Origin of the sequence: Roseivirga sp. BDSF3-8 (assembly GCF_041449215.1) — a bacterium.
In the GTDB taxonomy this organism is placed as follows: Bacteria; Bacteroidota; Bacteroidia; order Cytophagales; family Cyclobacteriaceae; genus JBGNFV01.
On sequence record NZ_JBGNFV010000001.1, the window covers coordinates 1613103 to 1638147 of the forward strand.

Annotated in this window: 17 protein-coding genes; 4 read left to right on the forward strand and 13 right to left on the reverse strand. The window is 45.8% G+C overall.

Annotation, left to right across the window (positions count from 1 at the left end; all coding sequences use genetic code 11):
• Nucleotide 1: 1 nt before the first annotated feature.
• From AB9P05_RS06430 to AB9P05_RS06445, 4 genes are all read right to left on the reverse strand, one after another.
• Complete coding sequence (locus AB9P05_RS06430) at nucleotides 2-1087, reverse strand: efflux RND transporter periplasmic adaptor subunit (RefSeq protein WP_371907989.1); 1086 nt, start codon at nucleotides 1085-1087, stop codon at nucleotides 2-4.
• Between the two features lie 710 nt (nucleotides 1088-1797).
• On the reverse strand, nucleotides 1798-2601 hold the full coding sequence (locus AB9P05_RS06435; protein WP_371907990.1) for an alpha/beta fold hydrolase: 804 nt from the start codon (nucleotides 2599-2601) through the stop codon (nucleotides 1798-1800).
• A gap of 170 nt (nucleotides 2602-2771) precedes the next feature.
• Entirely contained in the window at nucleotides 2772-6029 is a 3258-nt protein-coding gene (locus AB9P05_RS06440; RefSeq protein ID WP_371907991.1) for a carboxypeptidase regulatory-like domain-containing protein, read from the reverse strand.
• A 246-nt stretch (nucleotides 6030-6275) separates the two neighbouring features.
• Entirely contained in the window at nucleotides 6276-7622 is a 1347-nt protein-coding gene (locus tag AB9P05_RS06445; RefSeq protein ID WP_371907992.1) for an alkaline phosphatase, read from the reverse strand.
• A 170-nt stretch (nucleotides 7623-7792) separates the two neighbouring features.
• On the opposite strand from AB9P05_RS06445, the gene AB9P05_RS06450 reads away from it, so the two are divergent.
• The 3 genes from AB9P05_RS06450 to AB9P05_RS06460 all read left to right on the forward strand — a co-directional run bounded on the left by AB9P05_RS06450 (nucleotide 7793) and on the right by AB9P05_RS06460 (nucleotide 15943).
• Nucleotides 7793-10348, forward strand: a complete 2556-nt coding sequence (locus AB9P05_RS06450) for a M14 family metallopeptidase (RefSeq protein WP_371907993.1) — start codon at nucleotides 7793-7795, stop codon at nucleotides 10346-10348.
• Nucleotides 10349-10514: 166 nt separating this feature from the next.
• Nucleotides 10515-15347, forward strand: a complete 4833-nt coding sequence (locus AB9P05_RS06455; protein ID WP_371911337.1) for a translocation/assembly module TamB domain-containing protein — start codon at nucleotides 10515-10517, stop codon at nucleotides 15345-15347.
• Nucleotides 15348-15433: 86 nt separating this feature from the next.
• On the forward strand, nucleotides 15434-15943 hold the full coding sequence (locus AB9P05_RS06460; protein WP_371907994.1) for a hypothetical protein: 510 nt from the start codon (nucleotides 15434-15436) through the stop codon (nucleotides 15941-15943).
• Here the strand turns inward: AB9P05_RS06460 and AB9P05_RS06465 are convergent.
• The 9 genes from AB9P05_RS06465 to AB9P05_RS06505 form a co-directional block, all read right to left on the reverse strand.
• Entirely contained in the window at nucleotides 15940-16218 is a 279-nt protein-coding gene (locus AB9P05_RS06465; RefSeq protein ID WP_371907995.1) for an acylphosphatase, read from the reverse strand. The genes AB9P05_RS06460 and AB9P05_RS06465 overlap by 4 nt on opposite strands.
• Entirely contained in the window at nucleotides 16215-16877 is a 663-nt protein-coding gene (deoC, locus tag AB9P05_RS06470) for a deoxyribose-phosphate aldolase (protein ID WP_371907996.1), read from the reverse strand. The genes AB9P05_RS06465 and deoC overlap by 4 nt, the downstream gene beginning before the upstream one ends.
• Nucleotides 16878-16946: 69 nt before the next feature.
• Nucleotides 16947-17333, reverse strand: a complete 387-nt coding sequence (locus AB9P05_RS06475) for a hypothetical protein (RefSeq protein WP_371907997.1) — start codon at nucleotides 17331-17333, stop codon at nucleotides 16947-16949.
• 99 nt (nucleotides 17334-17432) lie between these two features.
• Nucleotides 17433-18749: a tetratricopeptide repeat protein gene (locus tag AB9P05_RS06480; protein ID WP_371907998.1), complete on the reverse strand. Its 1317-nt coding sequence runs from the start codon at nucleotides 18747-18749 to the stop codon at nucleotides 17433-17435.
• 61 nt (nucleotides 18750-18810) lie between these two features.
• Entirely contained in the window at nucleotides 18811-18948 is a 138-nt protein-coding gene (locus AB9P05_RS06485) for a hypothetical protein (protein ID WP_371907999.1), read from the reverse strand.
• Between the two features lie 365 nt (nucleotides 18949-19313).
• The gene (locus AB9P05_RS06490; RefSeq protein ID WP_371908000.1) at nucleotides 19314-20162 is read right to left on the reverse strand and encodes a lysophospholipid acyltransferase family protein; all 849 of its coding nucleotides are present in this window, start codon (nucleotides 20160-20162) and stop codon (nucleotides 19314-19316) included.
• A 70-nt stretch (nucleotides 20163-20232) separates the two neighbouring features.
• Nucleotides 20233-21147 (reverse strand): hypothetical protein, encoded by a 915-nt coding sequence (locus AB9P05_RS06495; protein WP_371908001.1) that lies wholly within the window; start codon nucleotides 21145-21147, stop codon nucleotides 20233-20235.
• Between the two features lie 101 nt (nucleotides 21148-21248).
• Nucleotides 21249-22409 carry a homogentisate 1,2-dioxygenase gene (locus tag AB9P05_RS06500; RefSeq protein ID WP_371908002.1) on the reverse strand — a complete coding sequence of 387 codons (1161 nt, stop codon included), beginning with the start codon at nucleotides 22407-22409 and terminating at the stop codon, nucleotides 21249-21251.
• Between the two features lie 5 nt (nucleotides 22410-22414).
• The gene (locus AB9P05_RS06505) at nucleotides 22415-24040 is read right to left on the reverse strand and encodes a S41 family peptidase (RefSeq protein WP_371908003.1); all 1626 of its coding nucleotides are present in this window, start codon (nucleotides 24038-24040) and stop codon (nucleotides 22415-22417) included.
• A gap of 257 nt (nucleotides 24041-24297) precedes the next feature.
• Between AB9P05_RS06505 and AB9P05_RS06510 the strand changes: the two genes are divergently transcribed.
• Nucleotides 24298-25035 carry an iron-sulfur cluster repair di-iron protein gene (locus tag AB9P05_RS06510; RefSeq protein ID WP_371908004.1) on the forward strand — a complete coding sequence of 246 codons (738 nt, stop codon included), beginning with the start codon at nucleotides 24298-24300 and terminating at the stop codon, nucleotides 25033-25035.
• Nucleotides 25036-25045 lie beyond the last annotated feature (10 nt).

Sequence of the window (25045 nt, forward strand, 5' to 3'; positions counted from 1 at the left end):
GTTAATCTGCTGCTTCTATGAATGGATCTACTTCGGAGCCTTCACGAATCTGAAGAATTCCGGTGGTGATTACCGAGTCTTTTGGCGCAAGCCCCTCGGTAACTTCAACAGCCAGTTCTGTACGGGTGCCCAATGTCACCTTTTTAGCCTGTGCTTTTCCTTCTTTCACCACAAATACTTTGTGGCCGTCCAGTTCTGGAATCACGGCCTGGGAAGGTACCATAAGTGCATTCTCTGTGCGGCCGAGCGTAAGTTCTATTCTTGCAAACTGACCTGGTAGCAGGCGCTTATCTGTATTATCGCTCTTTGCTCTAACCAGTACTGTGCGTGTGGAAGGGTCGATGCGTGGCTCTATGGCATAGACCTGACCTTTAAAGGTTCCTTCCATTGACTCTACATTAAAACGGATACTATCTCCCTCCTGCACCTTTTCGGCATACTTGCCGGGAATACTGAATTCTATCTTGGCAGGATTAAGATTGTAAAGTGTAGCAATAGGATCACTAGGGGTTATGTAACTACCATCACTTATAAACCTGAGGCCAATTATACCGGAGAATGGTGCTCTCAACTGGCTTTTGGCTATCTGAGCCTGCAGAAGCTTAATATCTGCGGTAGCTGTTTTTAATTCGGTGAGGGCGATGTCGTATTCTTCCTGACTGATGGCTTCTCTCTCGAGAAGTTTCTTTTGTCGCTGCTCAGTTTCATTATAAAGTTGCTGGGTGTATTTGAGCTTCTCCATCTGAGCTCTTAGCTCTTCGTCGTTGATTGTAACCAGCATTTGACCACGATTCACAGGCTGCCCTTCATCAAAATATATCCTGGTTACCTTGCCACTAACTTCACTGCGTAATTCTACTGACTCATTGGCCTGAATAGTGCCGGTAATGCGGATATTCTGATTGGCGGTTTGTTCTTCTACCACGACCACATTGACCGGAATCTGTTCGGCCTTCATACTGCTGTTTCCGGAAGGCTCTTGTGCCTTGTCTTCTCCATGAAGGAAATCAAGCTTGGGCCATGCGATCAAAAATAAAACGACCAGAATAATTAGAACGGTCAGGGTGCTTTTTACTGCTTTACTCATATTAATATGCAGAATCTGGACATATGGATAACGATAACTACGATCAAACAGCCCTGGGGTTAGAGTAAAAAGTACTGATCGTGATAAAAAGTATCCGCTGTCAACTTTGCTTAACAACCAATAGCCGGAGAGAAAGAATATTGGATGTAACTCACCCAATTAAAAGTTAAATGTATAAAGGGATAAATGTATGTACAGCCTTTTTTCCTTTATCGCAATTCCTTAAGGAGAGTTGCATTACCTATAACAGGGGGTTTTCACCGCTATTTTAATCCATTGCAAGGTAAATAAGATTGTCACCAGCCTCTTTTCGCATGTTGAATTTACATGAACGGTATAGTCCGGTGCGGCAAATAGTTACCAGTCCGAATGACTCAACTTCTAAATGTATATTTATCGACTCACCCTCAGACAGATATAAATTATAAAAGAAGATAGTAGATCCGTAGGGCTTACTCTCAACGTATATTCAACCAGAAGTCGATAAAAAGAAATGATTAAAACTAAGCATAGCTGGCATGGCTTAAGTTAGCTCAAATTAATAAGGGATAATGGAAGGTTTCAGGGGATTAAATCACCACCTGCTCTTTCGAAGGCTACCAGTGAAAGTTGAACCTGACATTTCAAGCCACTGGTAGATCTCTAAACTTTTTGGTGGATAGTCATTTTTTAACCTTTAAAGAAGGGTAGCTATAAATGCTGCCCTTCTTTCATGCCCATTGGGTATTATTGGAGTCGTTCTGCCCGATAAATGCCATAGAGGCTTCATTGAAAATATCCGGACACTCTACATTGACAACATGTCCACAATCCTGAATAACTCTCAATGCGGAGTTTTTCTGATTTTTCACCAACTCTTTAACGGGACCTAAAAACATATGATCCTCACTCCCCATGATGTAGAGAATAGGGGCTTTAAGTTCATTTTCATGGAAAATCCGTAGCAATGGGGTCAGTTCACCAGTGAGCCTGAACCACCTCAAAAATTCTTTGCGGGCTACGCGCTGTGCCTCGCGAATGAACAGGCTTCGCGACTCTTTATGATTCTGTTTAGGCATGATAATCCATGCAAAAAACCGATAGAGCCACATGAAGGGCACTACCTTCTTAAAGAGGTTACCAAGAGACACGAAAAAGCGGCTTCTGAAATTGAGCCTTGCAATGGCCCCGCCCATGATAAGGGATGCCACCCGTTCCGGTGCTATCTCCCCTATATTACGGATGATAATGGTGCCGAGTGAGATGCCAACAAAGTGGGCTTTTTCTATTTGTAAATAATCAAGCACCTGGAGTACATCCTGGCTGATAACATCAAAGCTGTAGGGGTCCTTAAAGTACTCCTCCATCAGGTTCTGGGAGCGTCCGTGGCCCCTGAGATCAACAAGCAGTACATTAAATTCCTTTCTGTATTCTCTTACCTGCTTATACCAAATGGAACTGCTCCCCCCTGCGCCGTGTACAAACACGACCCAATCGGCGGCCTCGTTCTTATTATATACTTTGTGATATAGCATTTGATCTTTCCCTAATCAGGAATTGTAACGCAAATAAGGGAAAATTGGTTGATACGACTATATTTTTCATTTTAAAACGGTATCCATGTGTCTAATTACTGTAATAGACACAAAAAAACCACCCGCGAGCTGGCGGGTGGTTCTATCTAGTAAGGTATTCTACCTATATCTTAGTTAAAGATGTAGCGAAGACCAAGCTGCATCTGCCAGCGTGAGCCATAGGCACTTGAACCGTTATCGCTAACGTTTTTGATGTCCAGGTCACCATCATAGATGTAGTTGAACTCAGCATCCTCACCATCATTTACTACTCTGATTAGCTCAAAGTTGTCATTGCTGGTGAAGTATCTTGTACCCCAGTCCTTGTTAAGAAGGTTAGTGAAGTTAAAGATATCCACGCTAAACTGAAGGGTGTTACGCTTACCATTAGGTAGTTCGATGTAGAAGTCCTGCAGGAAGCGAAGGTCAAGGATGTTAGTGAAAGGAAGTCTGCTTCCGTTTCTTTCAGCATACTGACCTCTTCTTGAGCTTAGGTAGTCATCACCATCGATGAACTTGTTAAGCGCTTGCCACTGCTCTTCGGCAGTAACTACTACATTGTCATCACTGTCAAGGATGTCAACCAGGCGAGAATCTTCAAGCGAAGAAGGCACATAGATCAGGTCAGCACTGCTGAAGTCTTCACCATTTACGTTTCCTTCGTAGATATAAGAGTAACGCTGCCCTGACTGACCATTGTAGAACATTGAGATAGTAGAACGGAAGTTATTCAAATACTCTTTGCTGTAAGATGCAGCAGCGATAACTCTGTGACCCAAGTCGAAGTCAGAGTATGAAAGATCAAGTCTGTTACGACCATTGACGTTCTCCATGTATCTCCACTGAGAAGAGTTCTGAGAAGAAGTACCATCGTTAAGGGCCATTGCTCTACCAAATGTGTAAGAAGTATTCAGTGAAAGACCACTCTCGAAGTTCTTCTGCAACTGAGCCGTAAGGTTGTATGTGTAACCGCGGTTAGTGTTAGTAGCAAGAAGCACATCCTCATATTCACCGGTGATAGAACCCCCGTATACAGGGCGGTCATCTTCACCGTTCATGAGCTCCGTAGGAGGCAGCTTGTTAATGTTGGTGTAATTAACATTGTTGATGGTCTTAGTGTAAAGGAACTCAAGGGTACCGATAATACCACCAGGAAGTTGCTGATCTACTGCGACACTAGCTCTGAATACCTGCGGAAGTTTGAAGTCTTCAGCAAAAAGGTCAATCTGTCCACCGGCAACATCAGATCCGCCGAAATCACCATTTGTGTACTGATTATTAACGTCAGGACGGAAAGCTACCGGGTCACCGTTAGGGAATGAAATAGGATCGCGTCGGCCACCGTTGAAGTCACCTCTTTCGCGAACTTCACCCAGAATCACACCACTGTTGGTGAAAGCACCACCCAGCCATACGAAAGGAAGACGGCTGGTGAATACACCAAGGCCACCTCTAACCTGAGTAGATCTGTCGCCGTTCACATCCCAGTTAAATCCTAAGCGGGGAGAGAACATTACTTTTGAAGAAGGAAGCTGACCAGCCTGTGCGCCGTTCAGGTCGTAGTACTGGGCAAGCTCAGGAAGAACATTGTTGTTAAAGTTCTCATCAACAACAGGCTCATCACTGAACACAGGAATGTCCATACGCAGACCACCTGTCAGTTTCAGACGATCAGTAGCATAAAATTCGTCCTGTACGTAGAATCCAAGCTGGAAGGCGTTGAATTCAGCACCTGCTGCAGAACCATCACCAGGCACATCATCAAGAAGAGAGTACTGACGACGATACTCTGTGGGGCTTACGCCTGCAAGGAATTCATCTATGCTGAAGTAGGTGTAGTTACCATAAGCTCTGCGGATGAACAGGTTGTAGATGCTGTAGAACTCGTTGTGAGTACCAACAGTAACTGTATGGTTACCTTTGTACCAGGTAAAGTTATCAGTGATAGTGAAGATGTCCTGGTCTAACTGGTTACCAGTAGAGAAAGGCTCACTACCAATTGTTACGTTCTCATCATCGAAGAAGATGTTAGGGAAATCTCCGCCGATTGGGTCTCTGTCATCACGAACAGTTGTGTAACCCAGGATAAGGTTATTAGAGAAGTTACCGAAGGTACTGTTAAGCTCAAGAGCAGTAGAGTTAGTCGTACTAGGGAAGAAAACTCCACTATTAGCAAAATTAATGCTACTGTTGCTTGAGTTAGAAGGTGAATAGTTTTCACCGTATGTGTAGCTGTGACGAAGCTTCAGTTTGTTATTCTGATTGATGTTCCAATCAAGACGAGCAAGAATCTTGTCACTGTTAGTCTCTTCTACATTTGACTCATATGTTCCCGGATCATAATTGTAATTGTTGATCAGGAAGCTACGAAGGTTGTCAAGTTCTGCACGGGTGGCATTACCATTGTATCTGTCGAGGCTGAAAGGATTAGGCTGCTCTCTTCTTTCGATCTCACCGTTCACGAAAAAGAAAAGCTTGTCCTTAATAACTGGACCACCTACTCTGAAACCGTAAATTTTTGAAGTGAAATCAGCGATTTTCTCACCTTCTTCACCATCTTCAAGCAGTTCACCGGGAGTTTTACCGGTAAAGTCCTGGTTTCTGAAGAAGTAATAAGCAGAACCTTCGAATTCGTTAGTACCTGCACGGGTAACGGCGTTAAGACCACCACCGGCAAAACCACCAAGACGAACATCGTAAGGGGCTACAACTACAGAAAGTTCTTCAACAGCATCAAGTGAGATAGGAGAAATACCAGTCTGACCGCCGTTAGTACCGGAAGCAGCAAGACCGAATACGTCATTGTTTACCGCACCGTCAATATATATAGAGTTGAAGCGGTTGTTGATACCAGCCACAGAAATACCACTACCCGTTGTGCTGGCCTGTGGCGTAAGACGGGCAAAATCATTCAGGTCCCTTGAGATAGTAGGAAGGTTGGTAAGATCCTCTTCACTTACTTTCGTCTCAGCTCCGGTGCGCTCACTGTTAAGGATATTATCACGCTCACCATAAACTTCAACTTCTGCCAGCTCAGTAGCAGTCTCATCCATATTGATATCCAGCGAAAGGTTCTGTCCAACCGCAACGTTGATGTTGTTAATTACCTGGTCCTCAAAGCCAACAAAGGTTGCTGTGATTTTGTAAGGGCCACCTACACGTACGTTAGGAAGAGTGAAGCGTCCGTCCAGACGGGTAGATGCTCCATAGGTTGTACCTGAAGGTTGGTGTACAGCCACAACGTTTGCACCGGGAAGTCCTTCACCAGAAGCATCGTGTACAACCCCAGTGATTGTACCGGTTGTGACTCCCTGTCCAATTGCAAGTTGTCCTACGAGGACGAACATCGCTGTCAGGAAGAAATTAATTAGTAAACGTTTTTGTCTCATAGTAGAAATGTTGAATACAATCTGATTCCGTTTTACAGTTAGGATTCAGCCGTTTTTTTGACCACTGCAAAAGTAATACACAGTTAGCCCCGGCTATTTTCTCACATGTTAACTTTATGCTAAAATTGCATCTTTCAAGTTTAACAAAAGGTTAATATTCGTCTGAATACTATAATTTTAACTCAGTTTAGTAATAAATCAACCAACACTTAGCCCGATAAACCAACATATTATTTTGCAAAAACATCAACCACCCTCAGTTTCATTCTTATTAAGGAGATTTTGATTTATGGTTTTTTGCCATAGTGTACTTCCCTCATCATCGTACACGGTGATATTTAGCGATCTATCCCCCTTTCTTCCAGACACTTGTACTACAGCAAAATTTTGTTGGCTAATAAGGGTTCCTTTTACTCTGCAGGTATTCTGTTCTTCATCAGGTGAAACAACTCCTGATGTAAGCGGGCTCACGGTAAGATCGTACAAGGGGTAGCTATCGTGCTGAAGCATGGAGAGTTCTGTAAAATGACGGTCACCACTGAGAAATAATATGCCGGGGATATTCTCCTCTTTTATAAAGTCCAGCAGCTGCTGCCTTTCAGAGGGGTATGATGCATAATTTTCACCATCCTGTGCAGGATTAATTACCTGTCCGCCCATTACGATTATCTTAAATGGAGCCTGGCTAAAAAGTAAAGCGTCCTTTAACCAGCGCATCTGATTTTGACCTAACAGGGGCTTATTTTTATCTTCCATGCTATTGGGGGCACGGTACCAGCGGTCGTCCAGCAAAAAAAACTGCACGTCATTCCAGAAAAACGTTCCGCTTATATCGTTACCACCGGACTGTCCGTAATTGGGATTATACCAGAACCGGCGAAATGCTTCGGCAGTAATTTCTTTATTCCAAAAGCTTCTGTCTGAATTGTTGGGACCATAATCATGATCATCCCAAATAGCGTAGTGATGTACTGAGCCAAGCAAGGGCTGCAATTCGGAAATAGAGCGGTCGTGGGTATAGCGACCGTAAATGCCGGCCCGGCTGTTCCAATCGGCCTCTCTCAGGTATACGTTATCACCAAGCCACAACATGAAGTGGGGCTGCTTTTCAAGAATGCTATTGAATATATGATAACCCCGGCCGTAGGGTTTACCAGGTCTGTCATATTCCGGCTGGTTAATGTACATGCAGCTACCCAGGGCAAAACTGAAGTCGGGGGCATCATTGCGATATTGCCAGAGGGGTTGGCTGGTAAATGATAGCTTATATGGGCGTTCTATCTCTATATTATCGATATAAAGAAGGTAACGGTAGCGATGGCCAGGCTGTAACGAATCTGCTATTAAGTGAGCTGTGTATGCCTGAGCGGCATTAGTGGATATAACGGAGGATTGGTAAAGGTGCGTGGAGTCATTTTCAGACCAGTACCTAATGCTTACATCTGCAGGGCGGTCAGTCTGTACCCAAACACCGGCCTCCTGCATAGTGGAATAGCCAACCATAGGCCCTGCCTGAAGCTTTTCAGCCTGTGCAAAAGCCAAATACGGAATCATTGCCATCCATATAGCAAAACCTACCGTAGGAGATTTCATGGGGCAAATATAGGTACCTACACCTAGGCTTTACCATTGTTAACATTTCTTAACATTAAATTAACACTGTGTTTCGGAAGAATAAATAGCCAATTACGCTCCTTCATTCTCAAATATTTTGAATTAATGCCTGTATACGTATTTTGCAGCCCAGAAAAGCACCATATCACATGAGATTTTTTTACATAACAGTCTTTACTTTACTATTCTTTTTACAACCAATGTTCACCGGCGCGCAGGAAATAGACCTGTCGTATTACCTTCCGGATGATACTGAATATGATGAATCTATACCCACCCCAAAAGAGGTTTTGGGGTATGAAGTGGGCGAATGGCATGTACGGCATGACCAGCTCGTGCAATACATGTACCGATTGGCGGAGGCCTCTGACCGGGTAAGCATTATTGAATACGCTCGCTCGTATGAGAAAAGGCCGCTGGTGATGCTCGCCATTACATCCCCGGACAACCAAGGGAACCTGGAGCAGATGAGACAAACTCATATGAACTGGGTATCTCCGGGTGAATCATCGCCAGCGCTTGAAGATACGCCCCTGGTCCTGTGGATGGGCTACAGCGTGCACGGCAATGAGCCTTCGGGAAGCAATGCTTCTCTACTAGTGGCTTATCACCTTGCGGCCGGCAACAGCTCTTTTATAGACAATTTACTGTCTGAAAGTGTGGTATTGATAGATCCGAGCATCAACCCTGATGGTCTGAACCGATTTGCAAGCTGGGCCAATACGCACAAAACGTATGCAGGGGTTACCGACCCTCAAAGCCGGGAATTCAACGAAATGTGGCCAAGGGGCCGTACCAATCACTACTTTTTTGACCTGAACAGAGACTGGCTGCCTGTACAGCACCCTGAAAGCCAGGGACGTATCCGGCTGTTCCATGAATGGAAGCCAAATGTGCTGACGGATTTTCATGAGATGGGAAGCAACTCTACCTATTTCTTTCAGCCGGGTATTCCGTCACGAACTCACCCGCGTACACCAAATAAAAACCAGGAACTTACAGGAAAGCTCGCTGAGTATCATGCTGAAGCACTTGACAGCATCGGCAGTTTTTACTATTCAAAGGAAAGTTTTGATGACTTTTACTATGGTAAGGGCAGTACTTACCCGGATGTGAACGGCGGTGTGGGTATTCTCTTCGAGCAGGCCTCCAGCAGAGGGCATGCTCAGGAAAATGACTTCGGGATTATCACATTCCCCTTTACTATCCGTAACCAATTCAACACGTCACTATCTACTCTCAGGGGTTCGCTTGCCATGAAGGATGAGCTGCTTTCTTATCAGCAGTCATTCTATAAAGATGCCCTGCAAGAGGGTAAACGTGCTGGCGGATATTATGTATTTGGAAGTGATAATGATGAAGCGAAAGCCTACCATCTGGCAGACATTCTCAGACAGCACAAGATAGATATCTACCGCCCTGCTTCCAGGGTATCCGCCAATGGCAATGACTTTGATCCGGATGATAGCTATGTGGTACCCATGTCTCAGCCTCAATACAAGCTTATCCGTGCGATATTTGAGAAGCGCACAAGCTTTACCGATAGCCTTTTTTATGACGTTTCAGCCTGGACGTTCCCGCTGGCTTTTAACCTGCCGTATGCAGAAGTAAGCCAGGTGTCTCTCGGGGAAAAGATCGAAGAGCTGAACTTTCCTGAGGGCGAGATAATAGGTGATGCGGATGATGCTTACAGCTATCTTTTTGAGTGGGACGGGTACTATGCACCAAGAGCGGCATACCGGCTTATGGAGGAGGGACTGCGCCTGCGTGTGGCTACCAGCCCGGTAACATTACCTTCAGGCAAAACTCTCGACAGAGGTACTATCTTAGTAGGGTTGGGTACTCAGGAGATGGGTAAGGAAGAGGTGAAAGGCCTGGTGGAGAAAATTGCCCGGGAAGACGGGATTGATGTGTACGCGGTATCCACGGGGCTGACCGGAGGGGTGAACCTGGGTAGCCCCTCATTTGAGACCTTGACGCAGCCTAAGGCAGCGGTACTGGTAGAAGGTGGATTTAGCAGCTACGAGGCCGGGGAGATATGGCACTTGCTGGATCAGCGCATGGATATTCCGGTAAGTCTGCTGTCAGCGGATAACATTGGCCGGATGGATCTGAGCAGGTACAATACGATCATTATGCCGGATATGTACTATGGTGGTTCAGAGTCGCTGAAAAACCAGCTTGCTGCATGGGTTCGTAACGGCGGCACCCTGGTAGCTATTAAAGGCTCTGCCAGGTGGCTGAGCCAGGGCGACTTGCTGGATATATCATATAAAGAAGGTGAGCCTGCAGACTCTAACGAGGCGGTCACGTACGCGGATATGTCAAATAAAATGGGGGCACAGGTAATCGGAGGAGCCATATTTGAAGGAGAAATTGACCTCACACACCCCATAGGATATGGCTATAACCGATCACGTATATCGCTGTTCCGGGACCATACTGATTTTATGCTTAAAGGGGACAATCCTTATGCCACTCCTATTATGTACACCGCTAACCCTTTGGCCAGTGGCTACATCAGCGAGGAAAACGAGGAGATGCTCAAAAACACGGCTGCACTCATTGTGAAAAATGCGGGAAGGGGTAAGATCATAGCCTTTGCTGACAACCCAAACTTCCGGGCGTTTTGGTACGGAACCAATAAGCTGTTTATGAACAGTCTTTTCTTCGGGCCCGTAATCAACAGAAGATCATCCAGATAGCCTAAAAATTGGCTTTTATGCATGCGGCATGTAATTAGTTTATTGCATGCCGCATTTTTTATAACACCAGCCCAATTCATTTCGTTGTAATAGGGGACTTCAGATGAAGTACACTATCTATTAAATTTTTTTACCTATCTCAACCTCCAATTCATACACCCGCTTTCTGAAGAAGACGCTCAAGGTAACAGGGATCGTTATCGGTAGCCTTTTACTGTTATTAGTTCTCATAATAGGCGCTCTTCAGTTTCCCGCTATTCAAACCAAGGTCACGAGCATGGTGGCAGATAAGTTAAGTAAGCAATGGGGAACGGAGGTTTCCGTGGGCAGGGTGAACCTGCAGTTCTTTGAGCAGGTGAATGTAGAAGAGGTTTACATAGAAGATAATAAAGCGGATACGCTACTGTATGCAGGCTCACTAACGGTAGACATAGGCCTTTTCAACCTATTTCAGCGAAAAATCATGATTGATGAGGTTTCACTGGAGGATATAGTTGCCAAAATTAAGCGTCCGGCTGACGGGCCCTGGAACTATCAGTTCATTCTGGACTCACTGAACAGCCAGCCTTCAGATACTACCAAACAATCCAAACCATGGGACTTTGACCTGAATCAGGCCAATCTGAGGAACATTCGCTTCCTGATGGATGATGATTCGGCAGACACTTACATTTATACCTCTCTGAGTTCTTTGGAAGGGGACCTCAAAACCCTGGGAATAGAGTCTGGCGTGGTAGAGGCAGAATACCTGAGAGTGGATGGCCTTTCATATCGTATGACTTTGCCTCTGTCTGAACCTTCACCGGATACCACTACGGTGGCAGAGGCGGACGCTATCGCTGATACATCAGTTCTGATACCGGGGCTTAGTTACCTGGCAGATGAATTAAGTATCACTAACAGTTCATTTTACTTTCGTCAGGGGCCGGAACGCGCCTCTACAGGGGAGATGGATTTCACTTACCTGGACCTGCAGGACATTACCATAAAACTGCAGGACATTAAAGTAGCCGGGGATACTGTAGCGGGTGAGGCCACTAAAATAGCGGCCTACGAAGCCCATTCGGATTTCAGGCTTTCGGATGCGGCATTTACCCTGAACATGCGCTACCCATCACTTGAAGGCACTATCAGTCAGCTTAAAACTGCCCGAAGCCATATGGCCGGTACGATAGAGGTAGGGCTCACCGATATGTTGGATCCTGATGCTTTAATGCAGAAGAGCCGTGCGGAAATAGATTGGCAGTCGAGCCATTTTGACCTGGAAGAACTTTCAGTATTCCTGCCCATGCTTGACACTATGCCGGCGCTTCGCAGCAGGGATCTTGATATTTCCGGCCAGGTGGTGTACAATGAAGGAACAGCCACTATCCAGGATTTATCCCTGGCGCTTGGCAATGCACTGGACATGCGGTTAAATGGGAGAGCCAGCCAGGTAACGGATATGGATAATCTGCGCTACTCGCTGGACTTACATCATCTTTCTGTCAGCTCGGCTTTCCTGCGTAACTATATGCAGGCTGACTCACTGCCACCAGCCTTAATGCAGAATCAGCGACTGCGGCTGAATGCTTCCGCAAAGGGCTCCCTGAAACGCTCTGATATAAAAGCCGTGCTGAGAAGCACCACAGGTAAGCTGAGTGCAGATGTGGTGTTCCGTATGCCATCAGAGGGTAGCTTTAGTGTAGACGGACTTGTAAATGCTGATGAATTTAACCTCAGGCCTATCCTGGGAGACAGCAGTGGTTTCGGACAGACAACCCTGGCGGCAGAGATAGCATTAAGGAGCACGCCTACCAGCCTGACTATTGACACGGCAAATGTGCAGGTAGCTTACCTGGACTTTAACGACTATGCCTATAAGGACCTGACAGTAGCTGCCAGCCTGGAGGATTCTATTGCTAACTTCCGTGCAGAGTACACGGACAGCATGCTGATATTTGACCTGAATGGATGGGCGAACCTGGCAAAAAACAATGAGCAGTACCGCCTGCAGGGTAAAGTGGAAGAGGCTAATCTTTTTCGTCTAAACCTGAGCCCGGACAGTATTATTCTGAAGTCATCTATTGACATGGATTTCCGTGGTAGTATCCCTGATGAGATGACGGGCCAATTTGTGCTTGATAACACGGAGATAGTTAAGGGTGCGAGGCGATATGACCTTGACACGCTCCGCCTGTTTGCAGAAAATACAGACAGCGGGCGACTTATCGGGATGCGATCGGACTTTGTGGACATGGATCTTTACGGTGATTATAAAATCAGCCGTATGGCAGAAGCATTTGCAGATAATTTACATTACTATCTTTCTAATTACCCCAGTGATACGTCTAAAGTGCTGCCCAACCAGCAGTTTGTCCTGGACTTGCACATAAAGGAGGAACCTGTACTGGCAAAGGTTTTCCTTCCGGAACTGGAGATTCCTGAGCCACTGGATTTCAGGTTTGAGTTCAGAATGGATGAGCGCATGATAGACTTACAACTGGACGCCCCGAGGGTCTATTTTGCACAGGATTCTATCTATAACCTGAGAGTATACAGTACGACTAATAATAAGGAGATCGACTTTAGCATTGCAGCAGAGATGTTGAATGTAGCCGGTCTGAAAATTCCTAATATGGCCACTACGGGTAAGATAAGGCGAGATGAGCTTGACTTTACGCTGGCTTTGGCTGACGAGGAAAGCCCTAACCGCCTGCGGCTTAATTCGGAGCTATTTATAGCTGGAGATACGGTACGGGTGGATATTCAAAGCAGTTCGGTTTTTCTAAATAATGAAAGATGGAACATTTCTCAGGAGGCCTACGTGGAGTATCATCCTGAGTATCTTCTGGTAGATGACTTCTTACTGGCAAAGGGCGATCAAAGCCTGAGAATATTCACTGAAGGTGGTGGCACGGATCCCTTGCTGGTAGCAGAGATTAATGAATTAGGTGTTGGCCAATTCCTCAACCTGTTTGACCTGGGTGAATATGGCATCGAGGGTAAGTTGAATGGCCATGCCGAAATAGTAGACCCCATGGAAATGAAATCTGCAGAAGCTAACCTTTCGGTTGACAGTCTGCAAATGGACAATCAACCTGCGGGTCGCCTGCTTTTAACTGCCTCTACACGTTCACCTCAACATATCGAAACAAAAGTTGAGCTGGTGGAATCTCAAAATGAATTCCTTCTTGCGGGGGTATATAATGCGGCGGATTCTCTGAATGCATTGGACTTCGACCTTACCATGAATTTCGAGGACATCAGCCAGTGGTCTGTGTTTGCTAATGAGATGGTAAAAGAGGTGAATGGTGGGGTGGCCGCAGAACTTGACATACAGGGCACACCGCTAACGCCTCAGATAACAGGTTTTTTACAACTAAAAAACAACCTGAGTTTCAGGCCTGTGATGTTGGGTGAATCCTATACGATAAGGGACCAAAAAATAGATCTAACGAATACCAGTATAAACCTGAATCAGATAAAGATTGAGGATGAAAATGGTGAAATAGCCACTCTTTCAGGCAGTATTTCTCATGAGAACTTCACCAATTTTACCCTTGACAATAAGATGACGGCCCAGTCCTTTACTTTTATTGACAAAATAGAGGATGATGAGGCGCTGTTTTATGGTGAGCTACTTGCTAATGCCGATGTTTCCATTACAGGTCCGCTGGATAACCTGGTGGTAGACGGTGATTTTACTTCATTGTCCGAGACAAACTTTACATTCAATCTTCCACAGGACCCGGCTACGATCCTTAAGCCGGACTGGGTGACCTATATTAACTCTAACGCCTTTATCGCTGAGGATACGCTGGCTCAGGAAGGACAGAACGCGGCTGATTATAATAAAGTTGATATAAGCGGTGTGCGCATAACAAGCCGGATAGAGCTGAGTGAGGGTACGCAGGTAAATATCGTTATAGATCCTCAGAACAATGATGTGATACGTGCTGTGGGGGAAGGCGAGTTCATTTTTGGCATGGATGAAGATGGTCAGATGCAACTGCAGGGTACGCTGGTTCTTTCTTCCGGCGCTTATACTCTTAACTTCGGTGGGCTGATAAAGCGTGAATTCAGTATAAGGGAAGGTAGCTCGATTACCTGGTCGGGTGATCCACTTAAAGCCCAAATGAACCTTACGGCGGAATACACGACTATGGCCAGCCGTTCGGCGTTAATAAATACACAGGTGGATGGCCCTGCCGGCACTCAGGCCCAGGCAGCCAGTGCAGAAATGCCTGTGGATGTGGTACTGGGAATCAGAGGATCGCTATTGGAGCCAGACCTGACCTTTGACATTGAGGTACCTGAGGAAGAGTCGGGTATGATAGGCAACCAGGTGGTACAAAAGCTGGAATCGATCAGGCAAAACGAATCGGAGTTATACCGTCAGATATTCGGATTGGTGGTATTAGGGCGCTTCCTTCCTGAAGAGGGCTTTGGGGAAAGTGATAGTAACTTCGCAAATACGGTAAATGCACGGATCAATGCCAGTGTAAGTGCTTTGCTTACGGCACAGCTAAACAGGCTGGGAACAGATTTTTTGGGGGGTGTAGAGTTTGATGTCGATGTAACTTCCAGTCCTTATGCCACAAGTACGGCGGTGGATAACCGGGTAGTAGACCTTAGCCTGAGCCGCAACCTGTTTAATGAACGAATGACTGTTTCTGTAGGTGGAACAAGTGACATAGGAGGTAATGCAGCCGCTAATTCCAATGCCGCCTTCCTGGGTAGCTTCACTGTTTATTATCGGTTGGATAAGGACGGAAACCTGACACTCAAGCTGTACCAGGACAATGACTTAGACATATTTACACAGCAGGTTCAGCAAATATCAGGAGCCTCTTTACTTTACATCAGGCGTTTTGACACCATCAGTAATTTTTTCAGCGGAGACGAGGATGATAAAAAGAAGGATAAGAAAGAAGAAGATGGAAAAGATGATGAGGCCATTCAAAATACTGAAACGAGAAGACGCCAAAAATCCCCTGTGGGGTTACGTAAGCAATAAGTAAAATTTGGCAGTCTATATATTTAATCTAATATGTATATTTACGACGGAATTATATTCTGAATTCCTTGAACCGTCTTGATTAAATGGAGAGAAAGTTTTTCCCACTTGATAAGAATTACATCCTGCGCGATGCACAAAGGCAGCAAAAACAGCACTTGCTGGCTAAAACTGTTGGGTTAGTGCGTCAGCGGTATTTCGACTATTATAACCCCCTGGGGCTGATAGATGATACTGTGATGCGTATTAAGGCTTATGAAGTGGAAGGAGCTAACTTGTCTTTCCTGGATGAGTTTTATGAGACTCTTTCAGGCATATACCGGTACCAGTTCGGATCTAATCAGCTGGAGTTATTATTTGACGGTGCCTCACATCAGCAAAAATATGAAACGGACTGGGAGCAGGGCTATACTGCCTGGCTGGAGGAGTTTTGTATGAAAAAGTCTTTTCTGACGGCCGTGTTCGAAGCTACTGTCTTTGCCCCTGAGGACAATGCCATGCATATGGTAGGGCGCCGCCTGAAGGTTTTCCTGAAGCAGTATTTTGACATTAATGTGTGTCACAGAAAAGGCTTTCCTGTGTTGAAATCAGCTTAGTGTCTGATCTCAAAGTTTTCGTAGCCTTCCCATTCGCTTTCATTCGCTTTTACCTGCAGTACTTCTGCATTGTCAGGACCCTGTTTTGCCCACTCTACCAGTGATTCCAGCTTATCATGGTCGCCTTCGGCTTCAATTTGTACCGAGCCATTCTCCAGGTTTTTAACCCACCCTTTTATGCCCAGCTCGCGGGCCTTCTCAAGGGTACTTTTTCTATAAAATACTCCCTGGACTCTTCCGGTGATATAAATACTTAAATGCTTTCCTTCTGTCATTTTTCTTCCATAGCTTGTTTAACGATGGCTATTCCGGATGATGTCCCAATCCGGTCTGCTCCCGCCTGGACCATGAGTCTTGCCATTTCCAGGTCTTTGATACCTCCCGATGCCTTTATCCCGACATTAGACGGAAGAGCCTCACGCATGAGTTTAATATGTTCCACTTTGGCACCTTCTCCGGCAAAGCCTGTGCTGGTCTTAACAAAATCGACTCCCGCATCACTGCAGAGTTTACAGGCAGTGACGATTTCATCATCCGACAGGTAGGCTGTCTCTATGATTACTTTCAGTTGACGGAAATGTTCATGACAAAGGCTTGCACATTTAGCCAACTCGATCTTTACCCAAGGAAGTCCCGCTTTAAAGGCACTGATATTCATAACCAGGTCTACCTCATCCACACCGGTATTTATGGCTTGCCGGATCTCTTCCATCTTGGTTTCTGTCATGTGGTATCCAAGGGGGAAGCCAACTACAGTAGCCAGTTGAGCTTCTGACTTACCCAGCTCTCTCTTGGCCTTTTTTACCCAGAAAGGTGGTATACATAAGCCTTTGAAGTTGTATTCAATGGTTTCTCTTACCAGCCTGTCTATATCTTTATCGGTAATAACAGCTCTGAGATCGGTGTGCTCCAGATAATGTTGAATATCTCTCATGCGGGGCTTTTTAGTTCTTTGCGTGAAACATAAAAAAATAACCGCTTTGATGTAAAGCGGTTTGATCTTTTAGTGAACGATTTCACAAACTTTGCAAAACTTCCTTTTGCCTGGTTTTCGTTTCTTTGGTGGCTTCTTATGACCAAAATACATGGGATCAGAGTATTGTGGGTCCTCAGCCATTTTGGCCTGTTTCTTATACTTTTTAGCCAGTGCCTTTTGCCGTTTTTTCAGCTCTTTTTGATGCTTTTTATAATACTTGGCATCGTATTTTGCTCCGGAAGGCTTAGGGGTGCCCCAAAACCCACGTTTCTCCTCGCCGGGGGTCTGGGAGTTAGGCGTACTCTGTATTTCGAAACCGTCTTTGCTACCAAATGTAGAGAAGGAACTGGTAGACTTAGAGCAGGCAGTAGATAATAGCAGCAAAAAGACTACTACAAGGTTGATCATCTTCATACACACACAAAATTACATTCGGGATTCTGAAGTATAACAGAGCTGCCGGAAAATAATTGCATCAAAAGGAGAAAAATATAACAAAACTAACCCTCACTACTAGCGAGGAACAGAGGTCATGTCTTTTTTTACGGCTGGTTTTCTTCTTCTGACATTTGCACCATCTTTTGATTGAAAGTGAGCATGAAAGATACGAAGGGCTTTACGCTGTCTGAAAAACTGTATGGTAAGCAATGTACCGGCTAATAAAACCAAAATGGTTAATACCAACTGCAGGTAAGGCAGCCAGATTATTTGAGATAAAAACTCTTTGTTTTCCGCATTTCTCTGGCGTATGGTTATTTCGGCTAATTGTACTTCAAGCTTATTATGCTTTTTAAGAAGATCGCTGCGTTCGTTTTTCACGAGTTCCATCTTCTTCCATACCTTCTTGGCCCTGGGCATGTTGCCTAAACTCTCGTAGGCCTGAATGAGAATACCATAAGCTGTTTCCAACTGATCCGCATCTTGCAGATGGCGATTCAGCATCAGACTTTCTTCAATAACCTGTGCGGCTTCTTCGTAGTGATCCTGTGACAGATGCAACTGGGCGAGGTTAATCGCTGCCACCATATGGTGCGCCAGTCCGCCTGTGGATACGGGCATGGCCAGTACCTGCTCGTAATAGTAAGAGGCGCTATCGAGGTTTTGCTTGTGCTCCTGCAGAAGGCCCAGGTTATTGTAGGCTACTACCCGGCGAAGCGGGTCATTGCTATTCGTATTGGCCGATTTAAAGAAATAATCTGCAGCCTCTTCGTATTGCTTATTCTTTAAGGCAATAAGCCCGAGGTAGTTACGGGTCTGTGCAAGGTAATCATAATCTTCATTTTCTTTACACCTAACAGCCACAGCATGAAATACTTCTGCGGCTTCTTCATAGCGGCTATCACTGAAGGCTGCCACTCCGGTCAGGTATTGCCGGCGGTAAGCAGACTGCTCATCTTTAGAATAGCGTGCCGCATGATCCAGTACAGCCATGGCACGATCAGTATCAGGCAGGCGCAGAAGTATCGCCGCCTGATACCTCAGGCTTTTTTCAATCCACAGGGAGTCGTTAAGTGCTGTATAAGCAAGCTCACTTTCCAGAAATGCCTTATAGGCATCACCCGGCCTGTTATACAGGTCGTTTACATACCCCTCCAGGTACCAGGTTTTTGCCACCCCCTCATCATTATTATAGGTGATAGCGGTCTGTCTGGCTTCTTTCAGCAGTGAAACTGCCTCCTGAGGGCTTTCACTCATGGCATTTTTAGCTGCTTCGTATTGCAACTCGAAGGCGACTACATCATGGTAGGACCCTGTGCCGGGTTCATCCCGGGTACATGAAGCAAAAAGGAAAAGTGACGTAAAGAATATAATAGCAGGCCGAATGCTCATTGTGATTTAGTTGCTAGTAGGTAAGGTTTATACAGCACAATATTAACGACGAACAGGTTGATCAGATCAGCGGCGGAGGATCACCCTTTGTTTCTCCAATAGGTTGGCCGTCTTCCTCATAAGCCAGTCCTCCACGGACCTTTTCCATACCCGACAAGTCGAGTACTTCGAGGCAGTTTAAAGTAAATGGTAAATTCATGGTTGTTGAGTTGATAGTTGTGGAAAAAGCAGGATTGGAATAATTTTCTTTTCCCGCATTGACCAAAAATGAACATTTAATAGGGTTTGAACAATTTTGAATTTTATAACTCATGTAAGTTTTACGCGGTTAGACTATCTTTTATCCGGTGATTATTGAAATACACTTAATAAAAAGTCACTGAAAGCCAGTCAATTACTTGATTTTTCCTTAAAACCATATGACTATTTCAATTCAGGATAGGGCAATATATTTTTTCACATCATGAAATATTTTGGGAAACTACACTGAAAGAAACAGCCAATTACCTGACTGCTAGAGGCTACTAAAAATGGAAATAAGATTAAATACAGATGAAAACCTCGCTATGATTCACCCTGCACAGACTTGGTAAACTTCCATCTTCTATGGGACCAAAGGTAGCATTCCGGCTGTTTGCGTATTTGTGATTCTACTTTTGAGGCATAGCTACGGGCGATAAAATCGCCCCCCTTTTGATAAGGCGGGGTAGCTAGTTTTTGAAAAGAAATTTCATAATACCCTCTCTTCTTTTTACACATTGATACAAAAAGCACTGGATAGCCCGTCAGCTCTGCGAGCTTTTGACTACCTGTAAAAAAGGGAGTATTACGCCCCATAAACTGCAACCAAAATTTTTCCTGGCCCTTAGTAGGTGTTTGGTCTGCCAGTATACCGAAGGCCCGCTGAACACTTTTCCGCCTGATGATCTCCCTCACAATGTTACGGGTAGCTACGGGGGTGTTCCCAAACCGGCCTCTGACCTCTAACATGAACTGATCAAAATACCTATTACTCAAAGGCTTATAGAGTGCGTCGAGAGGAAAATCATACTCAGCCGAACAGCCCAGGATGATCCATTCCCAATTGCACTGGTGAGAGGTTAGCGCAAGGGCGCTTTGCCCCTTGTCTATCACTTCCCGGAGAACTTCCGGGTTGGTTATCCGTGCTCGTTTTTTTAGCTCTTTCTTTGAGATATGATGGCCTTTGATGACTTCTACCACGACATCGCAGAGGTGCCGGTAGAATTTTCGTGCTATAATACGTCGTTCACTCTGGCTTTTATCTGGAAAGCACTTTTCCAGGTTATCCGTGACCACCTTTTTACGATAGCCCCATATGTAAAAAAGGACCAGAAATAAAAAGTCTGAAAAAGCATAAAGAAACCAGAGGGGTAGTTTGGCTAGTAGTCTCACGTGTAAAAGAATTGCTTTGCAAAAATAGGATATTATTCAGCAAAGGAAATCCTGATTTGACAAGTGGAAGTTACTTATCGAGCCAGCGAATCAGGTTTATTAAAAGTTTATAATTGTTTTTTGCCTCAGGTGCATTCATACCCATTTTATATTGTCCTCCGGGACCGGCTAACTGGGCTGAAAGCATGGCTGCCTCACCCCAAAGGACCACTTTGCCTTCGCCGTACGGTAGCAGGGCCCCCTGGGCATACCCTTTGCCTGATTTGTGCGGGGTCTTATCGGAAAACTCCCAGGCCTTGTCAGGCGACATAAGGGTATAGTGCTGATCTACCAGCATAACCGGCTCTGCATCCGGAGGAGGGATAAAGGCACTTCCGGTAAATACAGCTACCGAATCTACCTCCAGATAATCAGCATGCCCGGCTACGACCGGATGATCGGTCAATTGCCCATTAGCCCTGGAGTATATCTCTGGTTTACGGCGGCGCTGATCCAGGGCAAAGTTATTTTCCCATTGTACGCCAAACTTTTCTGCCAGCTCTTGAATGGCGCCGGGGAAAGGCATATGGTCAGCAATCAGAAATAATTTACCCCCCTGCTCTACCCATGAAATAATCACACTGATCTCTTCTTCTGTAAAAGCTGATGGGGTGGGTATGGCCCAGTTATGAAGGTTTGAGGGATGCAGAGAGTTTGCTATTACGAAAACCTCAGCACCTGCCAGGGCGGATGGGGTAATGAGTGTATCGAGGGAATGCACAGTATATCCATCTGCCTGTAACACATTACCAAAGGCAGCAAAGCGGCTGTGGAGGGTATGAAAGTTGCCATGTGCCCCATCAATGAGCACACGGGGCCCTTTTCCTGTAGGGTATGACGGATTAGCCAGACTTACGCTATAGGTGGAATCAGGAACTTGCTGTGCAGACAGAACGGAGGGAATACAAATCAGCAGGAGGGCAATGAGGGAAGAATGGTACCGCATGGTTAAGAAGGTTGGTGAGTGGTTTAGTATAGGTATTTAAAACGAAAAATGCCTCCCGCTGATTGCGGGAGGCATTGTCAAATATTTGGCAGATTGTACCATTACTCGTTCCAGCTGGCCGGATACTTTTCATCTACAAACTCCAGTGCTTCTTTGGTTAAGTACAGTGGCCTGAATGTATCAAGCATAACGGCGTACTCTTCAGTTTCTTTAGCACCGATGCTCTTTTCTACTGTACCGGGATGGGGCCCATGGGGTAGTCCGCCGGGATGCAGGGTAAAGCTACCGCGGTCTATTCCTTTACGGCTCATGAAATTACCTTCGGCATAGTACAAGACCTCGTCTGAGTCTATGTTGCTGTGATTATACGGGGCGGGAATGGACTCTGGGTGGTAGTCAAATAGCCTGGGTACGAATGAGCATATCACATAGCCCTCTGCCTGAAATGTCTGGTGCACCGGCGGTGGCTGGTGTATGCGGCCTGTAATGGGCTCAAAATCATGGATGGAGAAGCAGTAGGGATAGAGGTAGCCGTCCCAGCCTACGACGTTGAGTGGACTATACTCATATACATACTGGTGGAGATAACCGCCTTTTTTGATCTTCAGCAGGTACTCGCCTTTTTCTTCTTCTTTTACCAGTTCGCCGGGGGGGCGCAGGTCGCGCTCGCAAAAGGGGCTATGCTCCAGCAACTGACCCAGCTCATTGCGGTAGCGCCTGGGGGTCTCTATGGGGCCGCTGGACTCGATGACGAGTATACGTATGGGACCTTTATCCCACTCTACACGGTAGATGGTGGTACGGGGAATGACTACGTAATCGCCCTTTTCCATACGCAGTTTGCCGAACTGGCTGTAGAGCCACCCTCCGCCGTCATGAATAAACAGGCACTCATCTGCCTCGCCATTCTTGTAGTAATAGTCCATGCTGCGTTCTGTGGGTATGCAGATAGCCATGGACACGTCGTTATTCATCAGCAGGGTTTTTCTGCTTTCGAGAAAGTCCCCGCCTGTACTTTTTAGTCCGCTTGTATTCAGGTGTGTTTGCAGGAGGCCGTACTCATGCGCAATCTCTGTTTTCAGAGGCACGGGCTTCCTTACCTCTTTTACTTTGGTAGGAGGATGCTCATGGTATAGAATGGAGTAGATGCCGCTGAAGCCTTTGGAGCTAACAAGCTCTTCGGCGTACAAAGAGCCGTCGGGCTTTCTGAATTGGGTATGTCGTTTGTGAGGGATCTTTCCCAGGGTATGGTAGTATGCCATAGGGTTTACTTTACACTGGCCAGTTCACCAGCTTCTTTAAACAATTTCAGCCCACGCACATAGGTGTCATTTGCCTGGTTTAGTATGGGATAGTAACCTTCATCCCCCCAGATATTCCTGGCGATAGTGGCTTTGAGCGAAATTTGGATCAAATCCTTTGATCTTGCAAATCCGGTGCTGTCAAAAGCCACTTCCCTTGCCTCGCCGGCATTGACCAGAGCGTCGAGCATAGAAGCATTTACTTCGAATGAACGGAAGTATTCTTTAAACGACATAGCTTCTAAATCGTCCCGGTTTTTTTCAAGATAGTCGAGGGCATACTCTCTGATGGCGTTGGAGTAGAGCAATTCTGAGTAGTAGTCTGACCACTCGAGGGTATCCAATGGCACAAAATAATCTGGCATGATGCCTCCACCGCCGTATACGGTACGGCCGGAGCGTGTCTCAAAGGCCAGCGAGTCGGCAAACTGTATGCTGTCAGCACTGAAGAGCTCACCGCCTTCTAAGCGGCGGGTAAAATCTTTATTGTAGTCTTCAAGTCCCTCTTCGTAGCTCTTCTGTATGGAGCGGCCGCTTGGGGTATAAAAGCGGGAGATGGTAAGGCGTAGCTGGCTGCCGTCGTTCAGTGGTACAGAACTCTGCACCAGTCCTTTACCAAATGATCGGCGCCCTACGACCAGGGCACGGTCATTATCCTGCAGGGCACCCGCCATGATCTCTGAGGCGCTGGCGCTGTATTCATTGATAAGCACCACCACGGGGCCATTTTCAAAAATACCTTCATCAGTAGCACGGTACTCGCTGTCATAGCGGTCGCCTTTTCCATCGGTATATACGATCATGGCCTCGTCTTCCAGCAGCTCATCTATCATGTCTACGGCACGATCGAGATAGCCGCCGGGATTATCCTGGAGGTCTATCATCAGGTTTTTCATGCCTTTGTCTTTGAGCTTTTCGAGGGCTTCCCTGAATTCGTCATAGGTAGTGGCGGCAAAACGGCTCACTTTGATGTATCCGGTCTCATCGTCAATCATATAGGATACATCCACTGAATACTGGGGAATTTTGTCACGGCTAATGGTAAAAGGCAGGAGGTGGTCCTTACCTTTCCTCTTTACGCCTACCAGCACTTCGGAGCCTTTTGGACCACGCAGCAGGGTAATGATGTCGGCGGTGCTGAGCCCGGCACCGGCTATTGTATCATCCTCCACGGTTACGATCTTGTCTCCGGGCAGTATACCGACCTTCTCTGAAGGGCCACCGGGCAGTGTGGCTACGACAAAAATGGTATCTTCTACCAGGTTAAACTCTATGCCGATTCCTTCAAACTCGCCTTCGAGCTGGCTTTTGGTAAGTTCAAGGTCTTCTGCGTTGATGTAAACGCTGTGAGGATCGAGCTTTTCCAGCACGCTGTTAATAGCGGCCTCTACTAATTCATCTGACTCAGTCTCATCAACGTAGTCACGCTCAATAGCCGTGAGCACCTGCCTGAGCTTCATATAATTATTGGTGTTGCCGCCACCGGGAACGGCTGTATCCGCAAAATTGGACCCTATGATAATGCCTACACATATTGCCAGCGCTATGATGACGGGCAGTTTAATGTATAAGCTGCTTGAATTTTTTCCCACTGAAGAATGTATTTTTCATGTAGAAAACACGAATGGACTTTTCTGTTTTCTTACTAACCTAATCGCTAAAAAGGTGCTTTGGGTTTCATTTATCCAAAATGAGGCACTATTTAGCGAAAAAACTGTTCATTTACCAGACCCTGATTAAGACTGAAAGGGTATATAAGAAATATCGGGGCTTTACCTTCGTTGCTGTAAAGGAAACAGCGATGTTCGATAATTATCGTTATCTTTGAGTAAAAACCGGTTAATGTGCTGTGAGAATCAATGACAGGAAAATACATGATCTGGTAGGCGAAAACCACGTATACGCAGCGGTTCTCTACTATCTAGGCATCGGCTTTTACGATTATTCGGAAAAGACGCTGGGCCAGGTATGTGAGGAGAAAGGGCTGGACGCTGAGGCTGTGGTGAGCAGGCTGGAGTCTGTTGGTGATCGCAGGGATAATGAGGACCTGTCATTATTTACGTACCCTGCGGATCTGATCGTAGCTTACCTTAAGCACACTCATTACCTGTTCATTAAAGAGAAACTACCTTATCTTTCCACTCTCATAGAGCGCCTGCCGGAAAAGGGTCAGCTTTTTGAAGATCTCAAATTCATCTTCCCATTATTCGTAGAGGACTTTATCCATCATATTTATGAAGAGGAAGATACGCTCTTCTCTTATGTGTTGATGCTTCAGGATGCGGTAGACGGCAACGTTACGCCTGGAAAGCTTTTCCAGAAGATGGAGGACTTTTCCATACAGGCTTTTGCGATAGCTCATGATGTGCATGATGATGAGATGAGTGGTATCCGGAAGATTACGGGCAACTATTCTACTGAGAACACATCAGACATATTATTAAAGGTGCTATACGCGGAACTAAGTGACTTTGAGAAAGAACTGATCACACACGCCCGTGTAGAAAATGAAATACTGTTCCCTAAAGCGCTTATGCTTGAAAAAGAGGTAAAGCGTCGCTGGGACAATCTTACCCGACTGAATTAGCAAAGACCTT

Bases quoted from the DNA above. Each gene is read 5' to 3' on its own strand.
- AB9P05_RS06430 (WP_371907989.1), bottom strand. From the start codon at position 1,087: ATGAGTAAAGCAGTAAAAAGCACCCTGACCGTTCTAATTATTCTGGTC.
- AB9P05_RS06435 (WP_371907990.1), bottom strand. From the start codon at position 2,601: ATGCTATATCACAAAGTATATAATAAGAACGAGGCCGCCGATTGGGTC.
- AB9P05_RS06440 (WP_371907991.1), bottom strand. From the start codon at position 6,029: ATGAGACAAAAACGTTTACTAATTAATTTCTTCCTGACAGCGATGTTC.
- AB9P05_RS06445 (WP_371907992.1), bottom strand. From the start codon at position 7,622: ATGAAATCTCCTACGGTAGGTTTTGCTATATGGATGGCAATGATTCCG.
- AB9P05_RS06450 (WP_371907993.1), top strand. From the start codon at position 7,793: ATGAGATTTTTTTACATAACAGTCTTTACTTTACTATTCTTTTTACAA.
- AB9P05_RS06460 (WP_371907994.1), top strand. From the start codon at position 15,434: ATGGAGAGAAAGTTTTTCCCACTTGATAAGAATTACATCCTGCGCGAT.
- AB9P05_RS06465 (WP_371907995.1), bottom strand. From the start codon at position 16,218: ATGACAGAAGGAAAGCATTTAAGTATTTATATCACCGGAAGAGTCCAG.
- deoC (WP_371907996.1), bottom strand. From the start codon at position 16,877: ATGAGAGATATTCAACATTATCTGGAGCACACCGATCTCAGAGCTGTT.
- AB9P05_RS06475 (WP_371907997.1), bottom strand. From the start codon at position 17,333: ATGAAGATGATCAACCTTGTAGTAGTCTTTTTGCTGCTATTATCTACT.
- AB9P05_RS06480 (WP_371907998.1), bottom strand. From the start codon at position 18,749: ATGAGCATTCGGCCTGCTATTATATTCTTTACGTCACTTTTCCTTTTT.
- AB9P05_RS06485 (WP_371907999.1), bottom strand. From the start codon at position 18,948: ATGAATTTACCATTTACTTTAAACTGCCTCGAAGTACTCGACTTGTCG.
- AB9P05_RS06495 (WP_371908001.1), bottom strand. From the start codon at position 21,147: ATGCGGTACCATTCTTCCCTCATTGCCCTCCTGCTGATTTGTATTCCC.
- AB9P05_RS06500 (WP_371908002.1), bottom strand. From the start codon at position 22,409: ATGGCATACTACCATACCCTGGGAAAGATCCCTCACAAACGACATACC.